Origin of the sequence: Dyella thiooxydans (assembly GCF_001641285.1) — a bacterium.
In the GTDB taxonomy this organism is placed as follows: domain Bacteria; phylum Pseudomonadota; class Gammaproteobacteria; order Xanthomonadales; family Rhodanobacteraceae; genus Dyella_A; species Dyella_A thiooxydans.
Genome location: NZ_CP014841.1, coordinates 3,718,344 through 3,742,699, shown reverse-complemented (window position 1 = coordinate 3,742,699; position 24,356 = coordinate 3,718,344). Strand labels below are relative to the sequence as shown.

At 64.2% G+C, this 24,356-nt stretch carries 18 protein-coding genes, 2 tRNA genes and 3 rRNA genes; 4 read left to right on the top strand and 19 right to left on the bottom strand.

The genetic code is table 11. The annotated features are described in order from the left end of the window. Position 1 precedes the first annotated feature (1 nt). The 12 genes from ATSB10_RS16815 to ATSB10_RS16760 all read right to left on the bottom strand — a co-directional run bounded on the left by ATSB10_RS16815 (position 2) and on the right by ATSB10_RS16760 (position 13,513). A complete protein-coding gene (locus tag ATSB10_RS16815; RefSeq protein WP_063673872.1) occupies positions 2–2,272 on the bottom strand; it encodes a carboxy terminal-processing peptidase in 2,271 nt (756 codons plus the stop codon). A 10-nt stretch (positions 2,273–2,282) separates the two neighbouring features. Continuing rightward, positions 2,283–3,290 (bottom strand): lipoyl synthase, encoded by a 1,008-nt coding sequence (gene lipA, locus ATSB10_RS16810; RefSeq protein ID WP_063673871.1) that lies wholly within the window; start codon positions 3,288–3,290, stop codon positions 2,283–2,285. Positions 3,291–3,300: 10 nt separating this feature from the next. Continuing rightward, on the bottom strand, positions 3,301–3,969 hold the full coding sequence (gene lipB / locus ATSB10_RS16805) for a lipoyl(octanoyl) transferase LipB (RefSeq protein WP_063673870.1): 669 nt from the start codon (positions 3,967–3,969) through the stop codon (positions 3,301–3,303). Positions 3,970–4,109: 140 nt separating this feature from the next. Continuing rightward, positions 4,110–4,400, bottom strand: a complete 291-nt coding sequence (locus ATSB10_RS16800; protein WP_017463933.1) for a DUF493 family protein — start codon at positions 4,398–4,400, stop codon at positions 4,110–4,112. Then, positions 4,400–5,638: a D-alanyl-D-alanine carboxypeptidase family protein gene (locus tag ATSB10_RS16795; protein WP_063673869.1), complete on the bottom strand. Its 1,239-nt coding sequence runs from the start codon at positions 5,636–5,638 to the stop codon at positions 4,400–4,402. Before ATSB10_RS16795 ends, ATSB10_RS16800 begins: the two co-directional genes overlap by 1 nt. 64 nt (positions 5,639–5,702) lie before the next feature. Then, positions 5,703–6,707 (bottom strand): septal ring lytic transglycosylase RlpA family protein, encoded by a 1,005-nt coding sequence (locus tag ATSB10_RS16790; protein ID WP_083966272.1) that lies wholly within the window; start codon positions 6,705–6,707, stop codon positions 5,703–5,705. Then, positions 6,704–7,714: a lytic murein transglycosylase B gene (mltB, locus tag ATSB10_RS16785; protein WP_063673868.1), complete on the bottom strand. Its 1,011-nt coding sequence runs from the start codon at positions 7,712–7,714 to the stop codon at positions 6,704–6,706. The genes ATSB10_RS16790 and mltB overlap by 4 nt, the downstream gene beginning before the upstream one ends. Positions 7,715–7,806: 92 nt before the next feature. Next, complete coding sequence (gene rodA / locus ATSB10_RS16780; RefSeq protein WP_063673867.1) at positions 7,807–8,922, bottom strand: rod shape-determining protein RodA; 1,116 nt, start codon at positions 8,920–8,922, stop codon at positions 7,807–7,809. Continuing rightward, positions 8,919–10,892, bottom strand: a complete 1,974-nt coding sequence (gene mrdA / locus ATSB10_RS16775; RefSeq protein WP_063673866.1) for a penicillin-binding protein 2 — start codon at positions 10,890–10,892, stop codon at positions 8,919–8,921. Before mrdA ends, rodA begins: the two co-directional genes overlap by 4 nt. A gap of 11 nt (positions 10,893–10,903) precedes the next feature. Continuing rightward, complete coding sequence (mreD, locus tag ATSB10_RS16770) at positions 10,904–11,389, bottom strand: rod shape-determining protein MreD (protein ID WP_063673865.1); 486 nt, start codon at positions 11,387–11,389, stop codon at positions 10,904–10,906. After that, positions 11,386–12,339, bottom strand: coding sequence for a rod shape-determining protein MreC (gene mreC / locus ATSB10_RS16765; protein WP_063673864.1), 954 nt, complete (start codon positions 12,337–12,339; stop codon positions 11,386–11,388). Before mreC ends, mreD begins: the two co-directional genes overlap by 4 nt. 127 nt (positions 12,340–12,466) lie before the next feature. Further along, entirely contained in the window at positions 12,467–13,513 is a 1,047-nt protein-coding gene (locus ATSB10_RS16760) for a rod shape-determining protein (RefSeq protein WP_063673863.1), read from the bottom strand. A gap of 275 nt (positions 13,514–13,788) precedes the next feature. Between ATSB10_RS16760 and ATSB10_RS16755 the strand changes: the two genes are divergently transcribed. Then, positions 13,789–14,724, top strand: a complete 936-nt coding sequence (locus ATSB10_RS16755; RefSeq protein WP_063673862.1) for a carbohydrate kinase family protein — start codon at positions 13,789–13,791, stop codon at positions 14,722–14,724. A gap of 134 nt (positions 14,725–14,858) precedes the next feature. Next, a protein-coding gene (locus ATSB10_RS19085; RefSeq protein WP_169816727.1) for an IS3 family transposase occupies positions 14,859–15,973 on the top strand; the annotation gives its coding sequence in 2 pieces (ribosomal slippage) (positions 14,859–15,111 and positions 15,111–15,973; 1,116 coding nt in all). Positions 15,974–16,360: 387 nt separating this feature from the next. Here ATSB10_RS19085 and rrf read toward each other — a convergent pair. The 7 genes from rrf to ATSB10_RS16710 all read right to left on the bottom strand — a co-directional run bounded on the left by rrf (position 16,361) and on the right by ATSB10_RS16710 (position 22,328). Then, a 5S ribosomal RNA gene (gene rrf, locus ATSB10_RS16740) occupies positions 16,361–16,473 on the bottom strand. A 117-nt stretch (positions 16,474–16,590) separates the two neighbouring features. Continuing rightward, positions 16,591–19,469 (bottom strand): 23S ribosomal RNA (locus tag ATSB10_RS16735). Between the two features lie 226 nt (positions 19,470–19,695). Beyond that, positions 19,696–19,771: transfer RNA gene (locus ATSB10_RS16730), tRNA-Ala, on the bottom strand. 10 nt (positions 19,772–19,781) lie between these two features. Beyond that, positions 19,782–19,858, bottom strand: a tRNA-Ile gene (locus tag ATSB10_RS16725). A 100-nt stretch (positions 19,859–19,958) separates the two neighbouring features. Further along, a 16S ribosomal RNA gene (locus tag ATSB10_RS16720) occupies positions 19,959–21,503 on the bottom strand. The 16S, 23S and 5S rRNA genes sit together here with 2 tRNA genes alongside, the layout of an rRNA operon. Before the next feature lie 326 nt (positions 21,504–21,829). Next, a complete protein-coding gene (locus ATSB10_RS16715) occupies positions 21,830–22,027 on the bottom strand; it encodes a hypothetical protein (protein WP_063673859.1) in 198 nt (65 codons plus the stop codon). 109 nt (positions 22,028–22,136) lie between these two features. Further along, positions 22,137–22,328, bottom strand: coding sequence for a rubredoxin (locus ATSB10_RS16710; RefSeq protein WP_063673858.1), 192 nt, complete (start codon positions 22,326–22,328; stop codon positions 22,137–22,139). A 97-nt stretch (positions 22,329–22,425) separates the two neighbouring features. On the opposite strand from ATSB10_RS16710, the gene thiE reads away from it, so the two are divergent. Together thiE and hemL are read left to right on the top strand one after the other, a co-directional pair. Beyond that, positions 22,426–23,046: a thiamine phosphate synthase gene (gene thiE, locus ATSB10_RS16705; protein ID WP_063673857.1), complete on the top strand. Its 621-nt coding sequence runs from the start codon at positions 22,426–22,428 to the stop codon at positions 23,044–23,046. 12 nt (positions 23,047–23,058) lie between these two features. Beyond that, on the top strand, positions 23,059–24,342 hold the full coding sequence (hemL, locus tag ATSB10_RS16700) for a glutamate-1-semialdehyde 2,1-aminomutase (protein ID WP_063673856.1): 1,284 nt from the start codon (positions 23,059–23,061) through the stop codon (positions 24,340–24,342). Positions 24,343–24,356: the final 14 nt, after the last annotated feature.

The window sequence follows — 24,356 nt, the reverse complement described above, 5'->3', positions numbered from 1 at the left end:
CTCAGGGCTTGGTGCGGGTCTCCGCCGATGCCGCGGCCGGTGTCGGTGCGGCCGCCACCGTGCGCTCGGAGAACTTGCCGCCGTAGGGCAGCACCTCGGCGGCCAGCTTCGGATTGGACTGGATCAGGCCGATCGCGTCGAACAGGATGTGCGCGGTCTCGTCCAGCTCCACGTCCTTGGCGTCCTTGGCCTCCTTTTCCGCCTTCAGCTCGGACTTCAGGCTGCGCTCGTTGGCGTTGAGGCCATCGTCCAGCGTGCTGTCCGGGTTGGACGGCACGGCGTCGCCGTCGATCGCCTTGCGGCGGGCCAGGAAGTCGGCCTGGATCTTGTCCAGCTCCTTGCGCTCGGCCAGACGCTTGTCGTAGTTGAGCGAGATGGTGGTCTTGTCGCGCATCTTCTTGTACTGCGCGAGCTGGTCGAGCATCAGCTTCCACGCCGGCGACTTGGCCACGCGTGCGTCGTGCATCTGCGTGAGCTGGGGCAGGTAGGCCTTCAGGTCCGCCACCGGCTTGTAGTCGGCCGGCGGGATCTGGGTCCAAGGCAGCGCGTTGTCGTAGGTCGACTCGCCGAAATCCTTCTCGTCGCCATTCTTCGGGTACTGGATGTCCGGCGTCACGCCCTTGAGCTGGGTGGAGCCGCCATTGATGCGGAAGAACTCCGCGATGGTCATCTTCAGCTCGCCCATCTGCGGCTTTTCGCTGTCGGTCTGCGCGAAGCGGTCGAGGTCGACCAGGTTCTGCACGGTGCCCTTGCCGAAGGTCGGCTCACCGATCACCAGGCCGCGGCCGTAGTCCTGGATCGCCGCGGAGAAGATCTCCGAGGCCGAGGCAGTGCCACGGTTGACCAGCACGGCCATCGGGCCGCTCCAGGCCAGACCCGGCTGGTCGTCGCCTTCCACCTCGACGTCACCGTCGGCCTTGCGCACCTGCACCACCGGGCCCTTGTCGATGAACAGGCCGGTGAGCTCATTGGCCTCGTCCAGCGAACCGCCGCCGTTGTTGCGCAGGTCGACGATCACGCCCTGCACGCCATCGGCCTTGAGCTTGGTGAGCAGCTTGGCGACGTCGCGGGTGGCGCTCTTGTAGTTCGGGTCGCCCTTGGCGCGGGCGGCGAAATCGGCATAGAACGTGGGCAACTCGATCACGCCGATCTTGCGGCTGACGTCGCCGTCCTTCACGTCGATGACCTTGGACTTGGCGGCCTGCTCCTCCACCACGACCTTCTTGCGCACCAGCGTGACCAGCTCGTGCTTGCCGTCAGGGCCGGAGTCGGCCGGCAGGATCTCCAGCCGCACTGTAGTGTCCTTCTTGCCGCGGATCTTGGCGACCACGTCGTCCAGCCGCCAACCGATCACATCGACCATCGGGCCGTTGTCCTGGCCGATCGCCACGATGCGGTCGCCCACGTGCAGCTTGCCGGACTTGGCCGCCGGGCCGCCCGGGACGATCTCGCGGATCTGGGTGTATTCGTCGCGCGCCTGCAGCACCGCGCCGATGCCCTCCAGCGAGAGCTTCATCGAGATATCGAAGTTCTCCGCCAGGCGCGGGCCGAGGTAGTCGGTGTGCGGGTCGGTGGTCTCCGCGTACGCGGTCATGAAGCTCTGGAACGCGTCCTCGCCGTCGAGCTGCTTGATGCGGTCGAGCAGCGTGTTGTAGCGCTTGGTGAGCGTCTTGCGGATGTCCGCGTCGTCCTTGCCGGCGAGCTTCAGGCGCAGCCAGTCGTTCTTCACCCGCTCGCGCCACAGGTTGTCCAGCTCGGCCTGGTTCTTCGGCCAGTCGGCCTTCTCTCGGTCGACGACGTAGCTTTCGTCCTTGGTGAAGTCGAAGCCCTTGGGCAGCAGGCCCAGCGCGTAGTGCATGCGCTCCTTGGCGCGCTGCACGTAGAGATTGAAGATCGAGAACGGGCCGCTGAGGTCCTTGTTCCAGATCGCGTCGTCCAGCCTGGTCTTCAGCGGCGCGAACTTGGCCAGGTCCTCCTGGGTGAAGAACACTTTCTCGCCGTCGAGCTGGTCGAGATACTTCTTGTAGATACGCGCCGACATCGCGTCGTCGAGCGGCTGCGCGTCGTAGTGGAAGCGGGTGAGGAAGCGCGCGGAAAGCTGGGCGGCGTCCGCCTCGGTGGCGGTCGGCTCCAGCGGCAACGTGGCGTACTTCGGCGCCGGTGCCGTGGTGGCGGCGCCGGCGGGCGCCGCGCTGTCCTGGGCATGCGCGCCCGGGACGCTGCCGGCAAAGGTCAGGGCGATCAGCAGGGCGAGCGCGGGGCGGAGGGTCATGCAGGTCCCTTTAGGCAAGTTCGGTGACGCCCGCGGCATGTGCCTGCAGGTCGGCGTGGTAGGAGGAACGCACCAGCGGGCCGGACGCGACGTGGTGGAAACCCATCGCCTCGCCTTCCCGACGCAGCGCGTCGAATTCGTCCGGCGTCCAGTAGCGCACCACCGGGTGATGGTGGGGCGTCGGCTGCAGGTACTGGCCGATGGTGATCATTTCCACGTCATGGGCGCGTAGATCCCGCAGGGTCTCGATCACCTGCTCGTACGTCTCCCCCAGGCCCAGCATGATGCCGGACTTGGTCGGCACGTCCGGATGCTGCGCCTTGAAACGCTTGAGCAGGTCGAGCGACCACTGGTAGTCGGCGCCCGGGCGCACCTCGCGATAAAGGTGCGGGACGGTTTCCAGGTTGTGGTTGAACACGTCCGGCGGGAAATCCTTCATCACCTCCAGCGCCCGCTCCATGCGGCCCTTGCCGCGGAAGTCGGGGGTGAGGATCTCGATCTTGATGCCGGGGGCGGCATGGCGCACCGCGCGGATACAGCTGGCGAAGTGCTCGGCACCGCCGTCGCGCAGGTCGTCGCGGTCGACCGAGGTGATCACCACGTACTTCAGGCGCATGTCGGCGATGGTCTCGGCCAGGCGCGCCGGCTCCAGCGGATCGGGCGGCGCCGGGCGGCCGTGGGCCACGTCGCAGAACGAGCAGCGGCGGGTGCACACCTCGCCGAGGATCATGAAGGTGGCGGTGCCCTTGGAGAAGCACTCGTGGATGTTCGGGCAGGAGGCCTCCTCGCACACCGTCACCAGCGCGTTCCGGCGCAGGCGCGACTTCAGCTCCTGCACCGCATTGCCCTGCGGCAGGCGCACGCGGATCCAGCCCGGCTTGCGCAGGGTCGGCGTCTCGGTGTCGAAGCCGGCGCGGTTGCGCGCGATCTTGTCGTTGCCGAGCTGCTTTTCGACCACCGGCGCGGACAGCGTCTGGATCGGAATGGTCTTGCTGGGAGTGGCGGAGGATTCGCTCATGTGCTCGGGCCTAGACCGCGGCGCGCGCGGGGAGTTCGGGGAGTTGGGGGGCGGCCGGCTCGGCGTCGAAGCCAAATTGGCGACAGAACTCGCCGATCAGCACGTCTTCGACGTCCGCCAGGCGCGACGGACCGCCCAAGTCTAGCACTTGAGTCACCGCCAAACCCTTGTAGCCGCAAGGATTGATGCGCTGGTAGGGCTCCAGGTCCATGTCCACGTTGAAGGCCAGGCCATGGAAACTGCAGCCGCGCCGCACGCGAAGGCCCAGCGCCGCCACCTTGGCCCCGGCCACGTAGACGCCAGGGGCACCTTCCAGCCGCGCGGCGCCGATGTTCCAGTGCGCCAGCGTATCGATAATGGACTGCTCGATCCGGTGCACCAGCTCGCGCACGCCCACGCCCACCCGGCGCAGGTCGATCAGCGGGTAGCCGACGATCTGGCCCGGGCCGTGGTAGGTCACCTGGCCGCCCCGGTCCACCTGCACCACCGGGATATTGCCCGGCGCCAGCACGTGCTCGGCCTTGCCGGCCTGGCCTTGGGTGAATACCGGGTCGTGCTCGAGCAGCCACAGCTCGTCGGGCGTATCGGCGGTGCGACGGTCGGTGAACTCGCTCATCGCCTTCCAGGTCGCCTCGTAGGGCTGGCGGCCGAGACGGCGGACTTTCAGGGGCAGGGACATGGGGTGAAGCCTGGGGTGGATCGGGGGAAATGTCGTTGAGATCAGGGGGGCGTCCGGACGATTCAAGGGCGCCGGCCACCAAAACAAACGGGGAACGCGCCAGGCGCGTTCCCCGTGATGACCGGCTCAGCCGCTGCCGCTCACAGCGTGTAACGGATGTCCGGATCGGCCCGCAGCACCGTATGGGCCGAGTCGTACTGCTCCCGCGTCTGGGCGCGGAAGCTGACCGTCACCGAGACGTAGTTGCCGCCGGCCGAGTGCTTGTAGCGCACCGTCTCGTGCAGCACGTGCAGGCCGGCGCCCTCGAGCAGCCGCGGCACATGTACCGGCAGGTCGGCGCCGGCGTTGCCCATGGCGGTGATCTCGAACTCGCCGGGAAACTGGAAGCCCTTGCCGTCCTTCTTCGCCTGGGTGAAGTCGATCTCTTGCATTACTTGGCGTCCGCGTCGGCCTTCTTGCCGCTGCCATGGAACCACAGCAGGATCGAATCCCAAAGCCGCGAGAAGAACCCGCCCTGCGGCGCATCGGCCAGTGCCACCAGGGGCACGCTCTGCACCGGCTCGCCGTCGAGCGCGATGCGCAGCGTTCCGACCTGCTGGCCCTTCTTGAACGGGGCGATCAGGGTGGCCGGGATGTCCATGGTGGCCTTGAGCTTGTCGTACTGCCCGGTCTTCACCGTCACCAGCACGTCGTCGGACACGCCGATCGGCAGCTGGTCGGCCGCGCCCTTCCACAACCGCGGCGTGGCGAGCGCCTTGCCGGCCTCGTACAGCTTGTGGGTTTCATAGAAGCGGAAACCGTAGTTGAGCAGGGCCATCGCCGCGTCGGCGCGCCCCTTGTCGCTGCTGGAACCCATCACCACCGCGATCATGCGCTCGTCGCCGTGCACGGCCGAGGCGTCGAGGCAGAACCCCGCTGCGGCAGTGTGGCCGGTCTTGATGCCGTCCACCGCGGGATCGCGCCACAGCAGCGCATTGCGGTTCTGCTGCTTGATGCCGTTCCACTCGAACTCCTTGATCTTGGAGATCGCGTAGTCCTCGGGGAAGTTGTGGATCAGCGCCCGAGACAGGATCGCAATGTCGCGCGCGGTCGAATAGTGGTCGTCCACCGGGTAGCCGGAAGCGTTGGAGTAATGCGTGTTGACCATGCCCAGCTGCTTGGCGTACGCATTCATGAGGTTGGCGAACGCGTCCTCGGAACCGGCCGCATGCTCGGCCAGCGCGATCGCTGCGTCGTTGCCGGACTGCACGATCATGCCCTTGAGCAGATCCTCCAGCTTCACCTGGCTGCCCAGCTTGAGGAAGCTGGTGGAGCCGTCGGTGCCGCCGCCACCGGCACGCCAGGCGTGCTCGCTGATGGTCACCGTGTCCTCGGGATGGATGCGACCGGCGCCGATCTCGGCGGAGATCACGTAGTCGGTCATCACCTTGGTCAGCGAGGCCGGGGCGCGGCGCTCGTCGGGATTCTTGGAGGCGAGGATCTGCCCGGTGGCGTAATCCATCAGCACCCAGCTCTGCGCATCCACGTCCGGCGGCGGCGGCACGGGCACCACGGGCGCCACCGGCCGCGGCACGGCGGTGGGGTGCGGCGGAGCCTGCTGGGCCATGGCGGCGCTGGCCACGAGGGCGGTGGCCGCGAGCGAAACCAGGGTACGGCGGAAAAAGCTCATCGTTGTGTTCAATCCCGTCTGGCTGGGGACGGCGGACATGGCGCCGTCGCATGAGAAATACCGTTCAGTCTACCGCGACCTGAGGATGCGGCAGGCCCAGGGCCTCGATCTGGCGTGCGATGGCGTCGGCCTGTTCAGCATCTGGCAGAGGTCCGACGCGCACGCGGCGGATGGTTCGTCCGTCGCTCTGCGCCTGAATCACCTGTACGGTGCCGAGATTCGCCGCACGCAGCCGTTCGGCCAGGCGCTCGGCGTTCGACGCGTCGGAAAAAGCCCCCACCTGCAGGTAGATCGACGGCTTGCTTCCGAGCACAGGGACCGGTGCACCGGTCGCAGGTTCCCCATGCGCGGTGGGCGCCGCGGCCTTGACCTGCCCGTTCACCACTGCGGCTGGAGGCGGCGTACGTTCGGGATGGGCCGGGTCGATCGCGCGCACCTCGACCAGCCCGGTGCCCTTCGGCCAGATACCGATCTTCACTGCGGCGGCGTAGGAAAGGTCGATCAACCGGTTGTCGTGGAACGGGCCACGATCGTTGATCCGCACGATCACGCTCTTGCCGTTGGCCAGGTTGGTGACCCGCGCGTAGCTGGGAAGCGGCAGCGTCTTGTGGGCGGCCGAAAACTTGTACATGTCGTAGTTTTCGAGGTTCGACGTCTTGTAGCCGTGGAACTTGTTGCCGTAGAACGAGGCGATACCGCGCTCGTCGTAACCCTTGGCGCTCGACAGCACGCGGTAGGTGTGGCCAAGCACGGTGTACGGCGACCGGTTGCCGTAGGTCGAACGCGGCTCCCAGTGCGGCACCGGCTCGGGTAGTTTGTCCACGTCCGGCGGCGGACCCGACGGCACGCTGTCGGCCTGCTCGCGGTAGCGATCGGCCTGGTCGCGCCTGATGTCGTCGTGGAAGCGATCATCACCGGAGGGTGCCCCCGGCGGGGTGCCCGCTTCCGGCCTGGCGGCTGCGGCATCACGCGATCCCTGGTGCGCCAACGGACGGGTACGATGGCCCGCGCATCCGGCCAGCAGCAGTGCCGCCATGACCGGGAGCAGCAGTGCGCCGGCCCGCCTCACGGCTGGTGATCCGCCGCCTGCACGCCTGCATCGATCGCCTGCGCCAGCTGATAGACGGCCATGGCGTACAGCGGACTGCGGTTGTAGGTGGTGATCACGTAGAAATTCTGGAAAGTGAACCAGTACTCCGGGCCATTCGGCCCCTCCAGCGTCTGCAGTCCGGTCGACTCGCCGGGATTGGCCGCCTGCAAGGGCGCGTAGCCCCACGCCTCCAGTTGCTCCAGCGGCCAATGCGGCTTGGTGTCAGTGGCACTGATCGCCTTCGCCGCCGCATCGGGCTGGGCGCGCATCGCGACCGGACCGCCGCGAACCCAGCCATGCCCGGCAAAGTAGTTGGCGACGCTGGACACGATGTCCGGCAGTGAATCGACCAGGTTGATGTGGCCGTCGCCATCGGCGTCCACCGCGAAGTCGCGGATGCTCGACGGCATGAACTGGCCCCAGCCCTGCGCGCCGGCGTACGAACCCATCAGGGTGTCGAGCGGACCGGCCAGGTGGTTGTCCGGCAGCTCCAGCAGCACCTTCAGCTGCTCGCGGAAGAATTTCGCACGTGGCGGGTAGTACAGGCCCAGCGTGACCAATGCGTCGAGCACCTTGTACTTGCCGGTGAGCCGTCCGTAGTTGGTCTCCACGCCGAGGATCGCCACGATGTATTCCGGGGCGACGCCGTACTGCCGGCCCACCTGTTCGAGCAACGCGCGGTGATCGCGGTAGAACGCCACGCCGTCGGCGATGCGCTGCGGGGTCAGGAAGATCGGCCGGTAGTCCCGCCACGGCTTGGCTTCGGCCGGCCGGCTGATCGCATCGAGGATGCTTTGCTGCTTGCTCGCGCCGTCGAGCAGGCGGTTCAGTGCGGCCGGATCCTTGCCGGTATCGCGAGCCACCTCGCGTACCAGCGCGGCCTGGCCCGGATGGGTCTCGGCGTGCAGCGGGATGAGTGCCGGGGCGACGAGCAGACCCCACGCGATGACCAGGCGGAGGACACGGGTCGCGTTGCGGACAGTCATCAGGGCAAAGCTCGCATGGCAGGGGGGCGCGGAGAGCCTAGCACGCGTGTCGCGGCCAGCCCGGGAGGCTGCGGCGCATGCGTGCGGGCTGGTCACTGGTGCATCTTGCGGTTGGCGTGGATCGACATCAGCACGCCGAAACCGGTGAGCAGCGACACCGCCGAGGTACCGCCGTAGCTGACCAGCGGCATCGGCACGCCGACCACCGGCAGCATGCCGGCGACCATGCCGCCGTTGACCAGCACGTAGACGAAGAAGCTCATGCCGATCGCGCCGGCGAGCAGCCGCGAGTAGGTGTCGCGCGCCTCCATCGCGATCCACAGGCAGCGGCCGATGATGAAGGCATACAGCAGCAGGATGCCAACGACGCCGACCAGGCCGAACTCCTCGGAGAACACCGCGAAGATAAAGTCGGTGGTGTGCTCGGGCAGGAAATCCAGACGCGACTGGGTACTGTGCAGCCAGCCCTTGCCGAACACGCCGCCGGAACCCACCGCGATCTGCGACTGGATGATGTGCCAGCCGTTGCCGAGCGGATCGGACTCGGGGTTCAGCAGGGTCATCACGCGATCGCGCTGGTACTGGTGCATGAAGTGCCAGCCCACCGGCACCATGGCGGCCGCGCCGGCCAGCAGCATGCCGATGCGCCACCATGCCATGCCGGAGAGGAACAGTGCGAATGCGCCGGCGGCCGCCACCAGCAGCGCGGTACCGAGGTCCGGCTGCTCGGCGATCAGGCCGGCAGGGAGGACGATCAGCAGGCCGACCACGGCAATGTCCTTCCAGCTCGGCGGCAGCTGGCGCGGGTGCAGGTACCACGCCACCATCATCGGCATCGTGAGCTTCAGCAGCTCCGATGGCTGGAACCGCATCACGCCCAGGTCGAGCCAGCGGTACGCACCACGTCCCTCGCCCAGCGCCGCCACCACCACCAGCAGCGCGGTACTGCCTGCGTAGAGCCAGGGTGTCCAGGTGCGCAGGGTTGACGGCGGTATGCGCGAGACCAGCAGCAGCAGCACGCCACCCAGCACGAAACGGGCGGCCTGCCCGCCTACCAGCGACAGACTGCGGTCGCCGGCGCTGTAGAGCGTCATCAGCCCCACGCAGGCGAGCACGAACAGGCCGAAGGCCAGCGGCAGGTCGATCCGCGGCCGGGTCATCAGACGCCGGATGAAACGGCGCATGCGCATGTAGTAGGGACGGATCATGGCGTGTCTCCGTCGGGGGGGGCGACCGGCAGGTCTTCCGGTGGCAGCGGCGGCACGTCGCCAAGCGAGGGATCGCTGTAGGGCGTGAACGGCGGTGCCTTGCTGCCCTTCGTCGCCAGCCACGCGTCGAGGATGTGCCGCGCGATCGGGCCGGCCGAGGACGAACCCCAGGCACCGGCTTCAAGCACCACGGCCACCGCGATCTGCGGATCGTCGGCCGGCGCATACATCTCGAACCAAGCACGGTTGCGGCTGGCAAGGTAGGCCAGGTTGCTGCGGTCGTCGTAGCTGTTGCCCGTGCGCGAGTAGCGCTGGGCCGTCCCGCTCTTGCCGGCGATACGGTAGGGAAAGCCGACGGTCAGGCTACGGCCGGTGCCCTTGTCGCCGTACATCACCATCTCCATGCCCTTGTCGATCGCTTCCCAGTTGGCCTTCGAGCTGATCAGCGAAGGGCCTTCCGGCGGGTTCGGCAACGGCACGGCCTTTGCGTCCACGCCATCCTGGGTGGCCATCACCAGGCGTGGCTTGTAGGGCACGCCGCCGCCGGCAAAGGTGGCGATGGCATGGGCGAGCTGCAGTGGCGTGACCGCCCAGTAGCCCTGGCCGATGCCGGCGATCATCGTCTCGCCCGGGAACCACGGCATCTTCGAATGCGCCGCCTTCCACTCGCGCGAGGGCAACACGCCGTCCGATTCGCCGACCAGGTCGATGCCGGTCGCATGGCCGAAGCCGAACTGGCTCATGTAGTGGCTCAGGCGATCGATGCCCAGATCCAGCGCGAGCTTGTAGAAATAGGTATTGACCGATTGCTCGATCGCCTCGGCCAGGTCCACCCGCCCGGCGCCTCCGCGCTGATCGTCGCGCCGGCAGAAGGTGGTGCCGGGAATGCAGTACTGGCCGGTGGAGACCACCGTGTCGTCCGGCGTACGCAGGCCGGATTCCAGGCCGGCAAGACCGATCAGCGGCTTGACCGTGGAGCCGGGCGGATACACCCCGCGCAGGGCACGGTTGTAGAGGGGCTTCTTCGGGTCGGTGGTCAGCGCCTTGTAGTCGGCCGAGCTGATGCCGTTGACGAACAGGTTGGGATCGAAACTGGGCACGCTGACCATGGCCAGCACCTGGCCGTTGCGCGGATCGATCGCGACCGCCGCGCCAGGACGTCCGGCGAAGGCATCCTCGGCCGCCTTCTGGATGCGGGCATCGATGCTCAGGTACAGGTTCTTGCCGGGGATCGGCGGATGGGTCTCCAGCACGCGCTGGGTACGCCCATCGGCGTTCACCTCCACCAGCTCGTAACCGGGCGTGCCGTGCAGCAGATCCTCGTAGGAGCGCTCGATACCGCTTCGTCCCACATGCGTGGCGCCCTTGTACCTGACCGGATCGAGCCGCTTCAGGTCGTTGTCGTCGATGCGGTTGACGTAGCCGATCACATGCGCAAAACGGGGGCCGAAGGTGTAGCGTCGGGTCAGATACGGCACCACGTCCACACCGGGAAAGCGCCAGCGATTGACCGAGAAGCGGGCGATGTCGTCCTCGGAAAGATGCATCTTCAGCGGAATACTGTCGAAGCGACGGCTCTGCGCGAGCTGCTTCTTGAATGCATCGATGTCGTCGTCGCCAAGCGGCACCACGGAACCGATCTGCGCCAGCATCGCCTTCATGTCGGGCACCTGCTCGGGCACCACCTCGAGCCGGAAGGCAGGAACGTTGTCGGCCAGCAGCACGCCGTTGCGGTCGTAGATCAGTCCGCGCGCCGGCTGCAACGCGCGGGGTTTGATCCGGTTCGCATCCGAGCGGGTGGCGAACTCGTCGTGGTGCAGCACCTGCAGGAAGGCATAGCGTCCGACCAAGGCCAGCAGGCCGAGCAGGATCAGTGCAAAACCCGCCACGGCGCGACCGCGGAACAGCGCACTTTCACCCCGCGGGTCCTTGATGGCGCGACGCGGACGATGGATGCGGCGCTTGCTCACCGGCGGCCCGATCAGGCGATACGCAGCCGGATGCGCAGGTCATCCAGCAGCAGAAACAGGAACGGCCAGAGCGCGGCGCCGACGAATGGCGAGAACCACCAACTCAGGGTCGGCGAGACCTCGCCTGCGAAGGTGCGCACGATCAGCAGCAGTATCCGGTCATTGAGCAGCAGTGCCAGCACTGCCAGGGTCTGTTGCCACATCGGGAAAAAGCGCAGCCGCGAGCGGAAGCGCAGCGCAATGAACATCAGCGCAGTCAGTCGCAACGCCTGCTCACCCAGCAACACGCCATCGAGCAGGTCGGCGAACAGACCCACCGCAAAGGCCAGTCCCAGGCTCACCCGATCGCCGGACTCCAGCGCCCAGTAGAGCAGGACCAGCGCCGGCCAGTACGGCTTGAACGGCTGCAGTACCGCCGGCAGCGGCACCAGCATGGCGATCAGCGACACCGCGACGGTCGCGCTGAACCAGAACAGGGCGACACGCTGACGGTTCATCGTTTCGCGCCCGTATTCGTCGTGGATGCCGAGGAGGTTGCCGAAGCCGGCAGCGCCAGGTCTTGCGGCGGCCCCACCGACGTCGCCGGTGCCGGCGGGCCGGCGGGCTCGGCCAGATCGTGGAGGAGCAACACGTCCTCGCTGCGGTCCAGGTCGGCGGCCGGCTTCGCGCTCGCCTGCAGAAACATGCCGGTCGGCGCCGGCTGCACCTTGTCGACCGTCCCCACCGGGAACCCCGGCGGGAACCGCCCGCCAATGCCAGAGGTGAGCAGACGGTCGCCGGCACGGACGTCGGCCGCCATCGGGATGTCCGGCAAGAGCAGTCCGTTGCCGTCGCGGGTGCCGTAGGCGATCGTGCGCAGCCCCGTGCGCTCCACCGTCACCGGAATGGCGTGCGCCGGGTCGGTCACCAGCATCACCACCGAGGTGCTGGGCAGCACATGCACCACCTGGCCCATCACTCCCCGGGCGTCGATCACCGGCTGGCCCACGTGGATGCCGCTGTTGGCACCGACGCCGAGCATGATGCGGTCCTCTCCCGGACCGAGATCGACGCCGATGACCCGGGCGAGCTGCACATTCAGCTCGAGGCTTCGCTGGGTGTCGAGCAGTTCCTTCAGGCGCTGGTTCTGTTCGGCCACTGCAGCCATGCGGTTGAGCTTGGCATTGGCCAGCAGCAGATCCTCACGCAGGCGCTGGTTTTCCTCGGTGAGGGTCTTGCGCTCCGCGAACGCGACGGCAAGGGAGTGCAATCCGGCACTGGGCGCACCGGCGAGGCGGTAGAGCGGCTCGACGACCACGGCAGCGGCGTAGCGTACCCGCCACGTCCAGCCATTACGGTGATCCAGCACCATCAGCACCATCGCCAGAGCGAGGTAGGTGAGCAGACGCAGCGTGCCGGCGACCGTGCCGGCGAACAGCGGTGAGGGTTCCTCACGAGTCAGCGGCATGGCGCCTGTCCGTCATGGATGCTGCTGCGCTGTTTCAACGACAGGACTCCTCGGGCTGCCTCGCACCGGCCCGGGCGGTGATGATTGCGGGATCCAACGGATGCCGGACGCACGGTCCGGCCCCGGATTACTCGGGAGCGAAGAAGTCGCTGCCGTGCTGGTCGATCAGTTCCAGCGCCTTGCCGCCGCCCCGGGCCACACAGGTCAGCGGGTCATCGGCGACTTGCACGTGGAGGCCGGTTTCTTCGGAAATCAGACGATCCAGGTCACGCAGCAGCGCACCACCGCCGGTGAGCACGATGCCACGCTCAGCCACGTCGGAGCACAGCTCCGGCGGCGTCTGCTCCAGCGCCGACTTCACCGCGGCGACGATGCCGGCCAGCGGCTCATGCAGCGCCTCGAGAATCTCGTTGGAGTTGATGGTGAACATGCGCGGCACGCCCTCGGCGAGGTTGCGGCCGGAGATCTCGATCTCCTTGACCGTACCCTGCGGGAACGCGCAGCCGATCTCCAGCTTGATCCGCTCGGCGGTGGATTCGCCGATCAGCGTGCCGTGGTTGCGGCGCACGTAGTTGATGATCGCTTCGTCGAAGCGGTCCCCGCCCACGCGTACCGAAGCGGAGTAGACGATGCCGTTGAGCGAGATCACCGCCACCTCGGAGGTACCGCCGCCGATATCGAGCACCATCGAGCCACGCGCCTCATGCACCGGAATGCCGGCGCCGATTGCGGCAGCCATCGGCTCCTCGATCAGGAACACGTCGCGGGCACCGGCGCCTTCGGCGGATTCCTTGATCGCACGGCGCTCGACCTGGGTCGAACCGCACGGCACACACACCAGCACGCGGGGGCTGGGACGAAGCATGCGCGACTTGTGCACCTGCTTGATGAAGTGCTGCAGCATCGCCTCGGTCATAGTGAAGTCGGCGATCACGCCGTCCTTCATCGGGCGCACGGTGGCGATGTTGCCCGGCGTACGGCCCAGCATGCGCTTGGCCTCGCCGCCGACCGCCGCCACCGCGCGGGGACCACCCGGACCGCGATCCTGGCGGATGGCGACCACCGAAGGCTCGTTCAACACGATGCCCTGGCCACGCACGTAAATCAGCGTGTTGGCGGTGCCGAGATCGATGGAGATGTCGTTGGAGAAGATCCCGCGAAACTTCTTGAACATGGGCAGCGCCGCGCTTCCGACTGGCTAAAAAGTAAGCGCGCCAGTCTAGTCAGCGCTGCCATGGGGCGCAAGGACTGTAACGTTAAGAAATCCTTGCAGGACGGGATGATATCGACAGTTTCTTGAGTGTCCACGCAGCATCAGCGGACGGCAGAAAGTCGCCAAGCAGGGGCGTTCGAGGTACGATTCGCAACTTTGCCGGGCCCTTCGGTCGCGGCTGTCTGCGTGGCCGCCGACCGGGCGGTCCGAACATCTTGCCGAGGCACCCAAGCATCATGTCAGCCGTCATCTGCGGATCGTTGGCCTACGACACCATCATGGTGTTCCAGGACCAGTTCAAGAACCACATCCTGCCGGACCAGGTGCACATCCTGAACGTCTCGTTCCTGGTGCCCAGGATGCGGCGCGAGTTCGGCGGTTGCGCCGGCAACATCGCCTACAACCTCAAGCTGCTCGGCGCCGATCCGCTGCCGGTCGCGGCCGTCGGCCAGGACTTCGCGCCGTACCGACAGCATCTGGTGGAGTGCGGCATCCGGCTGGACCACGTGCGGGAGTACGGTGACCAGTTCACCCCGCAGTGCTTCATCACGACCGACCTGGACAACAACCAGATCACCGCCTTCCACCCGGGCGCGATGGCCAGCGCGCACGAGAACCACGTCAAGGACATTCCGGAGATCAGCTTTGCGATCGTCGCGCCGGACAGTCGCGAGGCGATGCTGCAGCACGTGGACGAATTCGCGGCGCGCGGCGTGCCTTTCATCTTCGACCCGGGACAGGCGATGCCGCTATTCGACGGCGCCGAGTTCCGCTCGATGATCGAGAAGGCGACCTACGTCATCGTGAACGACTATGAATCGCAGCTGCTGCAGACGCGGACGGGTTGGTCGGCGGAGGAAATCGCCTCCCGGGTGAAGGCCTACATCGTCACGCAGGGTCCGCGCGGCTCGATCATCCACGCCGAAGGCACGACGTACATGATTCCGCCCGCAAGGGAGCGGCGCATCGTGGATCCGACCGGCTGCGGCGACGCCTACCGTGCAGGTCTGATCTTCGGAATCATGCAGAGCCGCGACTGGCCGACGGTCGGGCGGATGGCCTCTCTGATGGGCGCGTTGAAGGTCGAGCACCCAGGCACCCAGAACCAGCGTTTCGACTACGGGCAGTTCCATGCCGAGTTCCAGGAACAGTTCGGATACGCGCTGGACTGACGGTTCAGACCGACAGCGCCAGAGGAAAAAGCGGGGGTTTTCCCCGCTTTTTTTTGTGCCTGCGTAAGCTCCCCCGCTAGGCAGACATCTCGAAAGTAGAACTTTCTGGCATCGTTCCCGAGCCAGGAGGTTCCATGAAGAAGTCGAAATTCACCGAGACGCAGATCGTCTCGATCCTCAAGCAGGCCGACGCCGGGGTGCCCATCAAGGACATCTGTCGCCAGGCCGGCATCAGCGTGCCGACCTACTACCAGTGGAAGAGCAAGTACGGCGGCATGGAGGCCTCCGACCTCAAGCGCGTCAAGGAGCTGGAGGCCGAGAATGCCCGGCTGAAGCGGATGTACGCCGAGCTGGCGCTGGACAACGCCGCGATGAAGGACCTGATCGCAAAAAAACTGTAGGGCCGGCGAGCAAGCGCGAGGCGGTGCGGTACCTGGTCGAGGTGCACGCACGGCCGCTACGCCGGTCCTGCGCCTGTGTGGGTTTGTCGCGTGCCGCGTACTACTGCCCGCCGCTGGATTGGACGGTGCGCGATGCCGAGCTCATCGCTGCCTTGGCCCGCCTGGTTGAGGATCGGCCGAGCCGCGGCTTCTGGAAGTGCTGTGCCCAGCTGCGCAAGGTCCGGCCGGACTGGAACCCCAAACGGATCTATCGGGTGTACAAGGCCATGAAGCTCAACCTCCGTCGGGCCGCTCGGCGCCGCCTGCCCAAGCGTGAACGCGTGGCGCTGTACGTGCCACGACTGCCCGATACCGTGTGGTCGATCGATTTCATGAGCGATGCGCTCGCTTGCGGGCGCCGCTTTCGCACGTTCAACGTAGTCGATGACTTCAACCGCGAGGCACTGCACATCGAGATCGACACGTCGATCACCTCGGCGCGGCTGGTGCGCATCTTCGAACAGATCAAACGCGACCACGGCTTGCCGCAAGTGCTGCGCTCGGACAATGGGCCGGAGTTCCTGGGCGAGGCATTTACCCAATGGGCCAAGACCAGCGGCGTGGCCATCCAGTACATCCAGCCCGGCAAGCCCAACCAGAATGCCTACATCGAACGCTTCAACCGCACCTTCCGAGAGGAGGTGCTCGACCAACACCTGTTCGCCCGCTTGGAGGATGTGCGTGAAGCCGCTTACTGGTGGATGCTCGACTACAACGAGCAACGCCCCCACGAATCACTCGGCGACCTGACACCCGCCGAATACCGTCAACAAGCCGCCAGTGGTTCTACTTTTGAAGTGTCTGCTTGACGGGGGAGCTTACGCCTGCGCCAAGGGCAAGAGGCGCGTGGCAAGCGGTCGGTGGACGATCAGACCGAACCTTTTGGCGAATCAGCACGGAAACTGCGCGATCTTGGGAGCTGGGGGTCTGGTCGGGATCCGGGGTGCTCACGGCTGGCAGGTAGCTTGCCCGTTCGGGACCATCCAGTGTCAGGTCAGCGCGGATCCCGGAGTGAATGATCCGGCATGCGATCAGGGCAACGTGCCGCTCGTACGGTGCAATCCCGTGGGCCATTCCTGGTCGTCGCGGCGAGAGGAAGAGCCAAGGGTGTGGGACGTGCGCTGCGCCGGGACAAATGCGATTCCAGTAACGAAAAAAAAGCCCCCTCCTGACGGAGGGGGCTTTTTGAAAAAGGTCCCTGGCAGTGACCTACTCTTGCATGCGGATGCACACTACCATCGGCGCGGCTGCGTTTCACTTCCGAGTTCGGGATGGGATCGGGTGGGGCCACAGCGCTATAGCCGCCAGGGAAGGGGTGCGGTCAGCGCTTGGAGCGCCGGACCGGCTAAAGGGGTAAACGAGTGACAAGCGATTTGGAACCGATCGGGATGTTTCGCTGAAGAGAAGCGAAGCGTCTTGGGGTTATATGGTCAAGCCGCACGGCTCATTAGTACGCGTAAGCTCAATGCATTGCTGCACTTCCACACCGCGCCTATCAACCACCTAGTCTAGATGGGGCCTTAAGGAGAGTCGAGCTCTCGGGAGATCTCATCTTGGGGCGCGCTTCCCGCTTAGATGCTTTCAGCGGTTATCGCTTCCGTTCATAGCTACCGGGCAATGCCATTGGCATGACAACCCGAACACCAGCGGAACGTCCACTCCGGTCCTCTCGTACTAGGAGCAGCCCCCCTCAAATCTCCAACGCCCACGACAGATAGGGACCGAACTGTCTCACGACGTTCTGAACCCAGCTCGCGTACCACTTTAAATGGCGAACAGCCATACCCTTGGGACCGACTACAGCCCCAGGATGTGATGAGCCGACATCGAGGTGCCAAACACCGCCGTCGATATGAACTCTTGGGCGGTATCAGCCTGTTATCCCCGGAGTACCTTTTATCCGTTGAGCGATGGCCCTTCCATACAGAACCACCGGATCACTAAGACCTACTTTCGTACCTGCTTGATCCGTCGATCTCGCAGTCAAGCACGCTTATGCCTTTGCACACAGTGCGCGATGTCCGACCGCGCTGAGCGTACCTTCGTGCTCCTCCGTTACTCTTTGGGAGGAGACCGCCCCAGTCAAACTACCCACCATACACGGTCCCTGACCCGGATTACGGGCCTAGGTTAGAACGTCAAGCACTTCAGGGTGGTATTTCAAGGATGGCTCCACCAAGACTGGCGTCCTGGTTTCATAGCCTCCCACCTATCCTACACAGAAGAACTCAACGTTCAGTGTAAAGCTATAGTAAAGGTTCACGGGGTCTTTCCGTCTTGCCGCGGGAACGCTGCATCTTCACAGCGATTTCAATTTCACTGAGTCTCGGGTGGAGACAGCGCCGCTGTCGTTACGCCATTCGTGCAGGTCGGAACTTACCCGACAAGGAATTTCGCTACCTTAGGACCGTTATAGTTACGGCCGCCGTTTACTGGGGCTTCGATCAAGAGCTTCGCCTTGCGGCTGACCCCATCAATTAACCTTCCAGCACCGGGCAGGCGTCACACCCTATACGTCCACTTTCGTGTTTGCAGAGTGCTGTGTTTTTGATAAACAGTCGCAGCGGCCAGGTTACTGCGACCCTCTAGTGCTCAGTCACGCACGTGACCACACCGGAGGGCGCACCTTCTCCCGAAGTTACGGTGCCATTTTGCCTAGTTCCTTCACCCGAGTTCTCTCAAGCGCCTTGGGATTCTCACCCTGCCTACCAGTGTCGGTTTACGGTACGGTTTTTCTTAAGCTGAAGCTTAGTGGCTTTTCCTGGAAGCGTAGTATCAGTCACTTCGTCCAATAGGACTCGTCTCGGTGCTCGGCATAAAGGATCCCGGATTTGCCTAAGATCCATGCCTACCGCCTTTCCCCGGGACAACCAACGCCCGGTAGACCTAACTTTCTCCGTCCCCACATCGCACTTAAGAAAAGTGCTGGAATATTAACCAGCTTCCCATCGACTACGCATTTCTGCCTCGCCTTAGGGGCCGACTCACCCTGCGCCGATGAACGTTGCGCGAGGAAACCTTGGGCTTTCGGCGTGCGGGCTTTTCACCCGCATTATCGTTACTCATGTCAGCATTCGCACTTCCGATACCTCCAGCAAGCTTCTCAACTCACCTTCACAGGCTTACGGAACGCTCCTCTACCGCGCATCTTGCGATGCACCCCGAGCTTCGGTGTAGTGCTTAGCCCCGTTAAATCTTCCGCGCAGACCGACTCGACCAGTGAGCTATTACGCTTTCTTTAAAGGGTGGCTGCTTCTAAGCCAACCTCCTGGCTGTCTATGCCTTTCCACATCGTTTTCCACTTAGCACTAACTTTGGGACCTTAGCTGCGGGTCTGGGTTGTTTCCCTTTTCACGACGGACGTTAGCACCCGCCGTGTGTCTCCCGGATAGTCTGTCCTGGTATTCGGAGTTTGCCATGGTTTGCTAAGTCGCGATGACCCGCTAGCCATAACAGTGCTCTACCCCCAGGAAGATTCGTCCGAGGCGCTACCTAAATAGCTTTCGAGGAGAACCAGCTATCTCCGAGTTTGTTTAGCCTTTCACTCCTATCCTCAGCTCATCCCCATCTATTGCAACAGATGTGGGTTCGGTCCTCCAGTGCGTGTTACCGCACCTTCAACCTGGCCAAGGATAGATCACTCGGTTTCGGGTCTACTGCCAGAGACTATGCGCCCTATTCAGACTCGGTTTCCCTTCGCCTCCCCTATACGGTTAAGCTCGCCACTGACAGTAAGTCGCTGACCCATTATACAAAAGGTACGCAGTCACCCTTGCGGGCTTCCACTGCTTGTACGTATACGGTTTCAGGGTCTATTTCACTCCCCTCTCCGGGGTTCTTTTCGCCTTTCCCTCACGGTACTAGTTCGCTATCGGTCAGTCAGGAGTATTTAGCCTTGGAGGATGGTCCCCCCATGTTCAGACAGGGTTTCTCGTGCCCCGCCTTACTCAATTTCACGCACGGTGCCCTTTCGTCTACCGGGCTATCACCGTCTACGGCAGGCCTTTCCAGACCTTTCGACTAAAACACTGTGCGCTTTTGGGCTGCTCCCCGTTCGCTCGTCGCTACTGAGGGAATCTCGGTTGATTTCTTTTCCTCCGGGTACTTAGATATTTCAGTTCCCCGGGTTCGCCCTGCATGGCTATGTATTCACCATGCAGTACTCCTTGCGGAGTGGGTTTCCCCATTCGGACATTGCCGGATCAAAGCTTGTTGCCAGCTCCCCGACACTTTTCGCAGGCTGCCACGTCCTTCATCGCCTCTGACTGCCAAGGCATCCACCGTATACGCTTAGTTCGCTTGACCATATAACCCCAAGTCGCCTCGGGGCATACTCCCTTTCCTCCTCAGGAACGGGATTCCGCCAAACAACACGTCGCTACATTTGCCTCAACGACACATCTCGGTTCGGTTTGAACCAAAACGCTTGTCACTCGTTTACATTTTCAAAGAACACCGTGCCGGCCTCAACGCCGGTCGGTTTCAAATCTTTTGTGTGCGCTACACATCCGTCAGAAGCTCGTTTCAAAACTGGTGGAGCCAGTCGGGATCGAACCGACGACCCCCTGCTTGCAAAGCAGGTGCTCTCCCAGCTGAGCTATGGCCCCAGGTGCTTGGTGGTGGGTCTGGGAGGACTCGAACCACCGGCCTCACCCTTATCAGGGGTGCGCTCTAACCACCTGAGCTACAGACCCATAAAGCTTCCGGTCGAAATGACCATGCACGCCCTGTGGCGTGCGGATGTGCAGGTGTCTTGTGTGGACGTCTTGCAGCAGATAAGTGCTGCCTTTCTCGAAAGGAGGTGATCCAGCCGCACCTTCCGATACGGCTACCTTGTTACGACTTCACCCCAGTCATGAACCACTCCGTGGTCGTCGTCCCCCTTGCGGTTAGACTAACGGCTTCTGGAGCAACTCACTCCCATGGTGTGACGGGCGGTGTGTACAAGGCCCGGGAACGTATTCACCGCAGCATAGCTGATCTGCGATTACTAGCGATTCCGACTTCATGGAGTCGAGTTGCAGACTCCAATCCGGACTGGGATCGGCTTTCTGGGATTGGCTCCACCTCGCGGTATTGCAACCCTCTGTACCGACCATTGTAGTACGTGTGTAGCCCTGGCCGTAAGGGCCATGATGACTTGACGTCATCCCCACCTTCCTCCGGTTTGTCACCGGCAGTCTCCTTAGAGTTCCCACCATTACGTGCTGGCAACTAAGGACAAGGGTTGCGCTCGTTGCGGGACTTAACCCAACATCTCACGACACGAGCTGACGACAGCCATGCAGCACCTGTGTTCCGATTCCCGAAGGCACTCCCGCATCTCTGCAGGATTCCGGACATGTCAAGGCCAGGTAAGGTTCTTCGCGTTGCATCGAATTAAACCACATACTCCACCGCTTGTGCGGGCCCCCGTCAATTCCTTTGAGTTTCAGTCTTGCGACCGTACTCCCCAGGCGGCGAACTTAACGCGTTAGCTTCGACACTGATCTCCGAGTTGAGACCAACATCCAGTTCGCATCGTTTAGGGCGTGGACTACCAGGGTATCTAATCCTGTTTGCTCCCCACGCTTTCGTGCCTCAGCGTCAGTGTTGTCCCAGGTGGCCGCCTTCGCCACTGATGTTCCTCCCGATCTCTACGCATTTCACCGCTACACCGGGAATTCCACCACCCTCTGACACACTCTAGCTTGCCAGTATCCACTGCCATTCCCAGGTTGAGCCCGGGGATTTCACAGCAGACTTAACAAACCGCCTACGCACGCTTTACGCCCAGTAATTCCGATTAACGCTTGCACCCTTCGTATTACCGCGGCTGCTGGCACGAAGTTAGCCGGTGCTTATTCCTCAGGTACCGTCAGTCCCGCCGGGTATTAGCCGACAGTGTTTCGCTCCTGATAAAAGTGCTTTACAACCCGAAGGCCTTCTTCACACACGCGGCATTGCTGGATCAGGCTTGCGCCCATTGTCCAATATTCCCCACTGCTGCCTCCCGTAGGAGTCTGGGCCGTGTCTCAGTCCCAGTGTGGCTGATCATCCTCTCAGACCAGCTATCGATCGTCGCCTTGGTGAGCCATTACCTCACCAACAAGCTAATCGAACATCGGTCCGTCCAACCGCGCAAGGCCCGAAGGTCCCCTGCTTTCTCCCGTAGGACGTATGCGGTATTAGCGTAAGTTTCCCTACGTTATCCCCCACGTCTGGGTAGGTCCCGATGCATTACTCACCCGTCCGCCACTCGCCACCCACAGAGCAAGCTCTGCTGTGCTGCCGTTCGACTTGCATGTGTTAAGCATGCCGCCAGCGTTCAATCTGAGCCAGGATCAAACTCTTCACTTAAGTTTTCGATCAACCGAAGTCGATCTATCTTTCTGAAGGGTGATCCCAACATAAAACGTCATTGCTGACTTGTATGTTGGACCCTTGCATTGCTTGGACAGTCATCCCGTCCACTGCAAGGCGCCCACACAAGTCACCTGCGCACACTGTCAAAGATCAATCACTTGCGATCCGTTTCTCGAATCGCCCCGAAGCGTTTCGCCTCAGGTGAGCCGCTCATTCTACATCGATTTCAATGCCCGTCAACACCTTCGCGAAAAACTTTTTCGCATTGCCGCGGGGTGGAAATCCCCTCGACAGAGCGGCTGCTCGTCAAGGGGCGAGAATCATAGCGCTGCGCCGAGGGGCTGTGAAGGGGGCGCGAGATATTTTTTCTCCGCACACCCTTTGATGCGATCGCCGCCAGATGGGCGGATGCCCGCCTCATGTACGCAGGGCATGCCGGGCTGGTAGGGCACAAGGCGCTGGCCAAGAAACGCCTCGATCAGCGTCCAGTCGTCCTCAAGCGGAATGAACTCTTTCATGGCGATGCTCCCTAGTCATGCGCGCGAATCAGCGCGGGAACATCACACCATCCGTCAGAGGCCCGCCGAGGACAGCAAAGGACAAATTTCGGGCACGGACGGGCGCAGATCAGTCGACCTCGATCATCTCGAAGTCGTCCTTGGTCGCACCGCAGTCTGGGCACGTCCAGGTATCGGGCACGTCCTCCCAGCGCGTACCAGGCGCGATGTCCTCTTCCGGCACGCCGAGCGCCTCGTCATAGATGAAGCCGCAAACCACGCACATCCACTTGCGCGAGGCGGGAGCGGTGCTGTCTGTCATTGCATGTTCCGTCGTATGGGTGGATGGCCATTCTCGCAACTCGCCCGCGCCCGCGAAAGGCGGGCGGGCGGCACGGATTGCGGCATCATGGGGACTTATGAATACCCCACTTCCCAGCCGCGGCATCTATGTCATCACGGATGGCCGCCCCACCGGCCTGGTGGAACGAGTGGCCGAGGCGCTCACCGGCGGCGCTGCCTTGATCCAGTACCGCGACCTCACCCGCGACGACGCACGCCGTGCGGACGAAGCGCGAGCCCTGGCCAAGCTGTGCCAGGGTCACGGCGTGCCGCTGGTCATCGACCACGACGTCGCGCTCGCCGCGGCCGTCGGCGCCGACGGCGTGCACCTGAGCCAGGCCGACGGATCACCCGCCCGGGTCCGCGCGACGCTCGGGCCGGGCGCCATTGTCGGTGTCTCCTGTTACGCCTCCGCCGCACTCGCATCGGCTGCGGCGACCGCTGGAGCCAGCTACGTGTCGTTTGGCGCGTTCTACCCCTCCCCAACCAAGCCCGGCGCCGGACGCGCATCGATCGAGCTCTTGCACGAAACGCGCCACCTCGGCATTCCCCGGGTGGCGATCGGGGGGATCAGCCTCGACAATGGCGGGCTGCTGGTGGCCGCCGGGGCGGAGTTTCTCGCCACGGTATCGGCCGTGTTCGGCACCGACGATCCGCGCGCCGCGACCTCGCAGCTGGCCTCCCTCCTCCAAGCCTGACCCGGAATACGCATGACGAACCACGAACTCTTCCAGCGCGCGCGCCAGTTGATGCCCGGCGGCGTGAATTCTCCCGTGCGGGCCTTCAAGTCGGTCGGCGGCGAACCGTTCTTCACCGCGCGCGCCGACGGCGCCTACCTGTGGGACGTCGAGGGCAAGCGGTACATCGACTATGTCGGTTCGTGGGGACCGATGATCGCCGGCCACAACCATCCGGCAGTGCGCGAGGCCGTGGAGCGGGCGGTTCGCGACGGCCTCTCGTTCGGCACGCCCTGCCCGGCGGAAGTGACCATGGCCGAAACGATCGCGCGGCTGGTGCCCTCGATGGAGATGGTGCGGATGGTCAACTCCGGCACCGAGGCCACGATGTCGGCGATCCGGCTGGCCCGCGGCGCCACCGGCCGCAGCCGTATCGTGAAGTTCGAGGGCTGTTACCACGGCCATGGCGACAGCTTCCTGGTGAAGGCCGGCTCGGGTGCGCTCACCTTCGGTGTGCCCACCTCGCCGGGCGTGCCCAAGCAGAACGCCGACCTCACCCTCACCCTGCCCTACAACGACATCGACGCGGCGCGCGCGCTGTTCGCCGAGCACGGTCAGGACATCGCAGCGCTGATCATCGAGCCGGTCGCCGGCAACATGAACTGCATCCTCCCGCGCGAGGGTTATCTTCAGGGCCTGCGCACCCTGTGCGACGAGCATGGCGCCCTGCTGATCTTCGACGAGGTGATGACCGGCTTCCGCGTGGCGCTCGGCGGTGCCCAGGCGCACTACGGCGTGAAACCCGACCTGACCACCTTCGGCAAGGTGATCGGCGGCGGCATGCCGGTCGGCGCCTACGGTGGCCGCCGCGACCTGATGGAGCAGGTGGCACCGGCCGGGCCGATCTACCAGGCGGGCACGCTGAGCGGCAATCCGGTGGCGATGGCCGCTGGCCTGGCCATGCTCGGGCTGGTCCAGGCCCCGGGCTTCCACGACGCGCTCGCGGCCCGGACACGCCTGCTGTGCGACGGTCTGCAGGCGGTGGCGGACGGCGCAGGCGTGGCGTTCAGCACGAACTGCGTCGGCGGCATGTTCGGCCTGTTCTTCATCCGCGAGAAGGTCGAGAGCTTCACCCAGGCCACCGCCGCCGACACCACGCGGTTCAACCGCTTCTTCCACGGCATGCTCGAGCGCGGTGTCTACCTGGCACCGAGCGCGTTCGAGGCGGGCTTCATGTCCTCGGCGCACAGCGAAGAAGACATCGCCGCCACGCTGGAAGCGGCGCGCCAGGTCATGACGACCCTGACGCGGGACTGATCCGGGGGTTGCCG

Bases quoted from the DNA above. Each gene is read 5' to 3' on its own strand.
- mreC (WP_063673864.1), bottom strand. From the start codon at position 12,339: ATGCCGCTGACTCGTGAGGAACCCTCACCGCTGTTCGCCGGCACGGTC.
- ATSB10_RS16710 (WP_063673858.1), bottom strand. From the start codon at position 22,328: ATGACAGACAGCACCGCTCCCGCCTCGCGCAAGTGGATGTGCGTGGTT.
- hemL (WP_063673856.1), top strand. From the start codon at position 23,059: ATGACGAACCACGAACTCTTCCAGCGCGCGCGCCAGTTGATGCCCGGC.
- thiE (WP_063673857.1), top strand. From the start codon at position 22,426: ATGAATACCCCACTTCCCAGCCGCGGCATCTATGTCATCACGGATGGC.
- lipA (WP_063673871.1), bottom strand. From the start codon at position 3,290: ATGAGCGAATCCTCCGCCACTCCCAGCAAGACCATTCCGATCCAGACG.
- ATSB10_RS16815 (WP_063673872.1), bottom strand. From the start codon at position 2,272: ATGACCCTCCGCCCCGCGCTCGCCCTGCTGATCGCCCTGACCTTTGCC.
- ATSB10_RS16755 (WP_063673862.1), top strand. From the start codon at position 13,789: ATGTCAGCCGTCATCTGCGGATCGTTGGCCTACGACACCATCATGGTG.
- ATSB10_RS16715 (WP_063673859.1), bottom strand. From the start codon at position 22,027: ATGAAAGAGTTCATTCCGCTTGAGGACGACTGGACGCTGATCGAGGCG.
- ATSB10_RS16760 (WP_063673863.1), bottom strand. From the start codon at position 13,513: ATGTTCAAGAAGTTTCGCGGGATCTTCTCCAACGACATCTCCATCGAT.
- ATSB10_RS16800 (WP_017463933.1), bottom strand. From the start codon at position 4,400: ATGCAAGAGATCGACTTCACCCAGGCGAAGAAGGACGGCAAGGGCTTC.
- mltB (WP_063673868.1), bottom strand. From the start codon at position 7,714: ATGACTGTCCGCAACGCGACCCGTGTCCTCCGCCTGGTCATCGCGTGG.
- mreD (WP_063673865.1), bottom strand. From the start codon at position 11,389: ATGAACCGTCAGCGTGTCGCCCTGTTCTGGTTCAGCGCGACCGTCGCG.
- rodA (WP_063673867.1), bottom strand. From the start codon at position 8,922: ATGATCCGTCCCTACTACATGCGCATGCGCCGTTTCATCCGGCGTCTG.
- ATSB10_RS16795 (WP_063673869.1), bottom strand. From the start codon at position 5,638: ATGAGCTTTTTCCGCCGTACCCTGGTTTCGCTCGCGGCCACCGCCCTC.
- lipB (WP_063673870.1), bottom strand. From the start codon at position 3,969: ATGTCCCTGCCCCTGAAAGTCCGCCGTCTCGGCCGCCAGCCCTACGAG.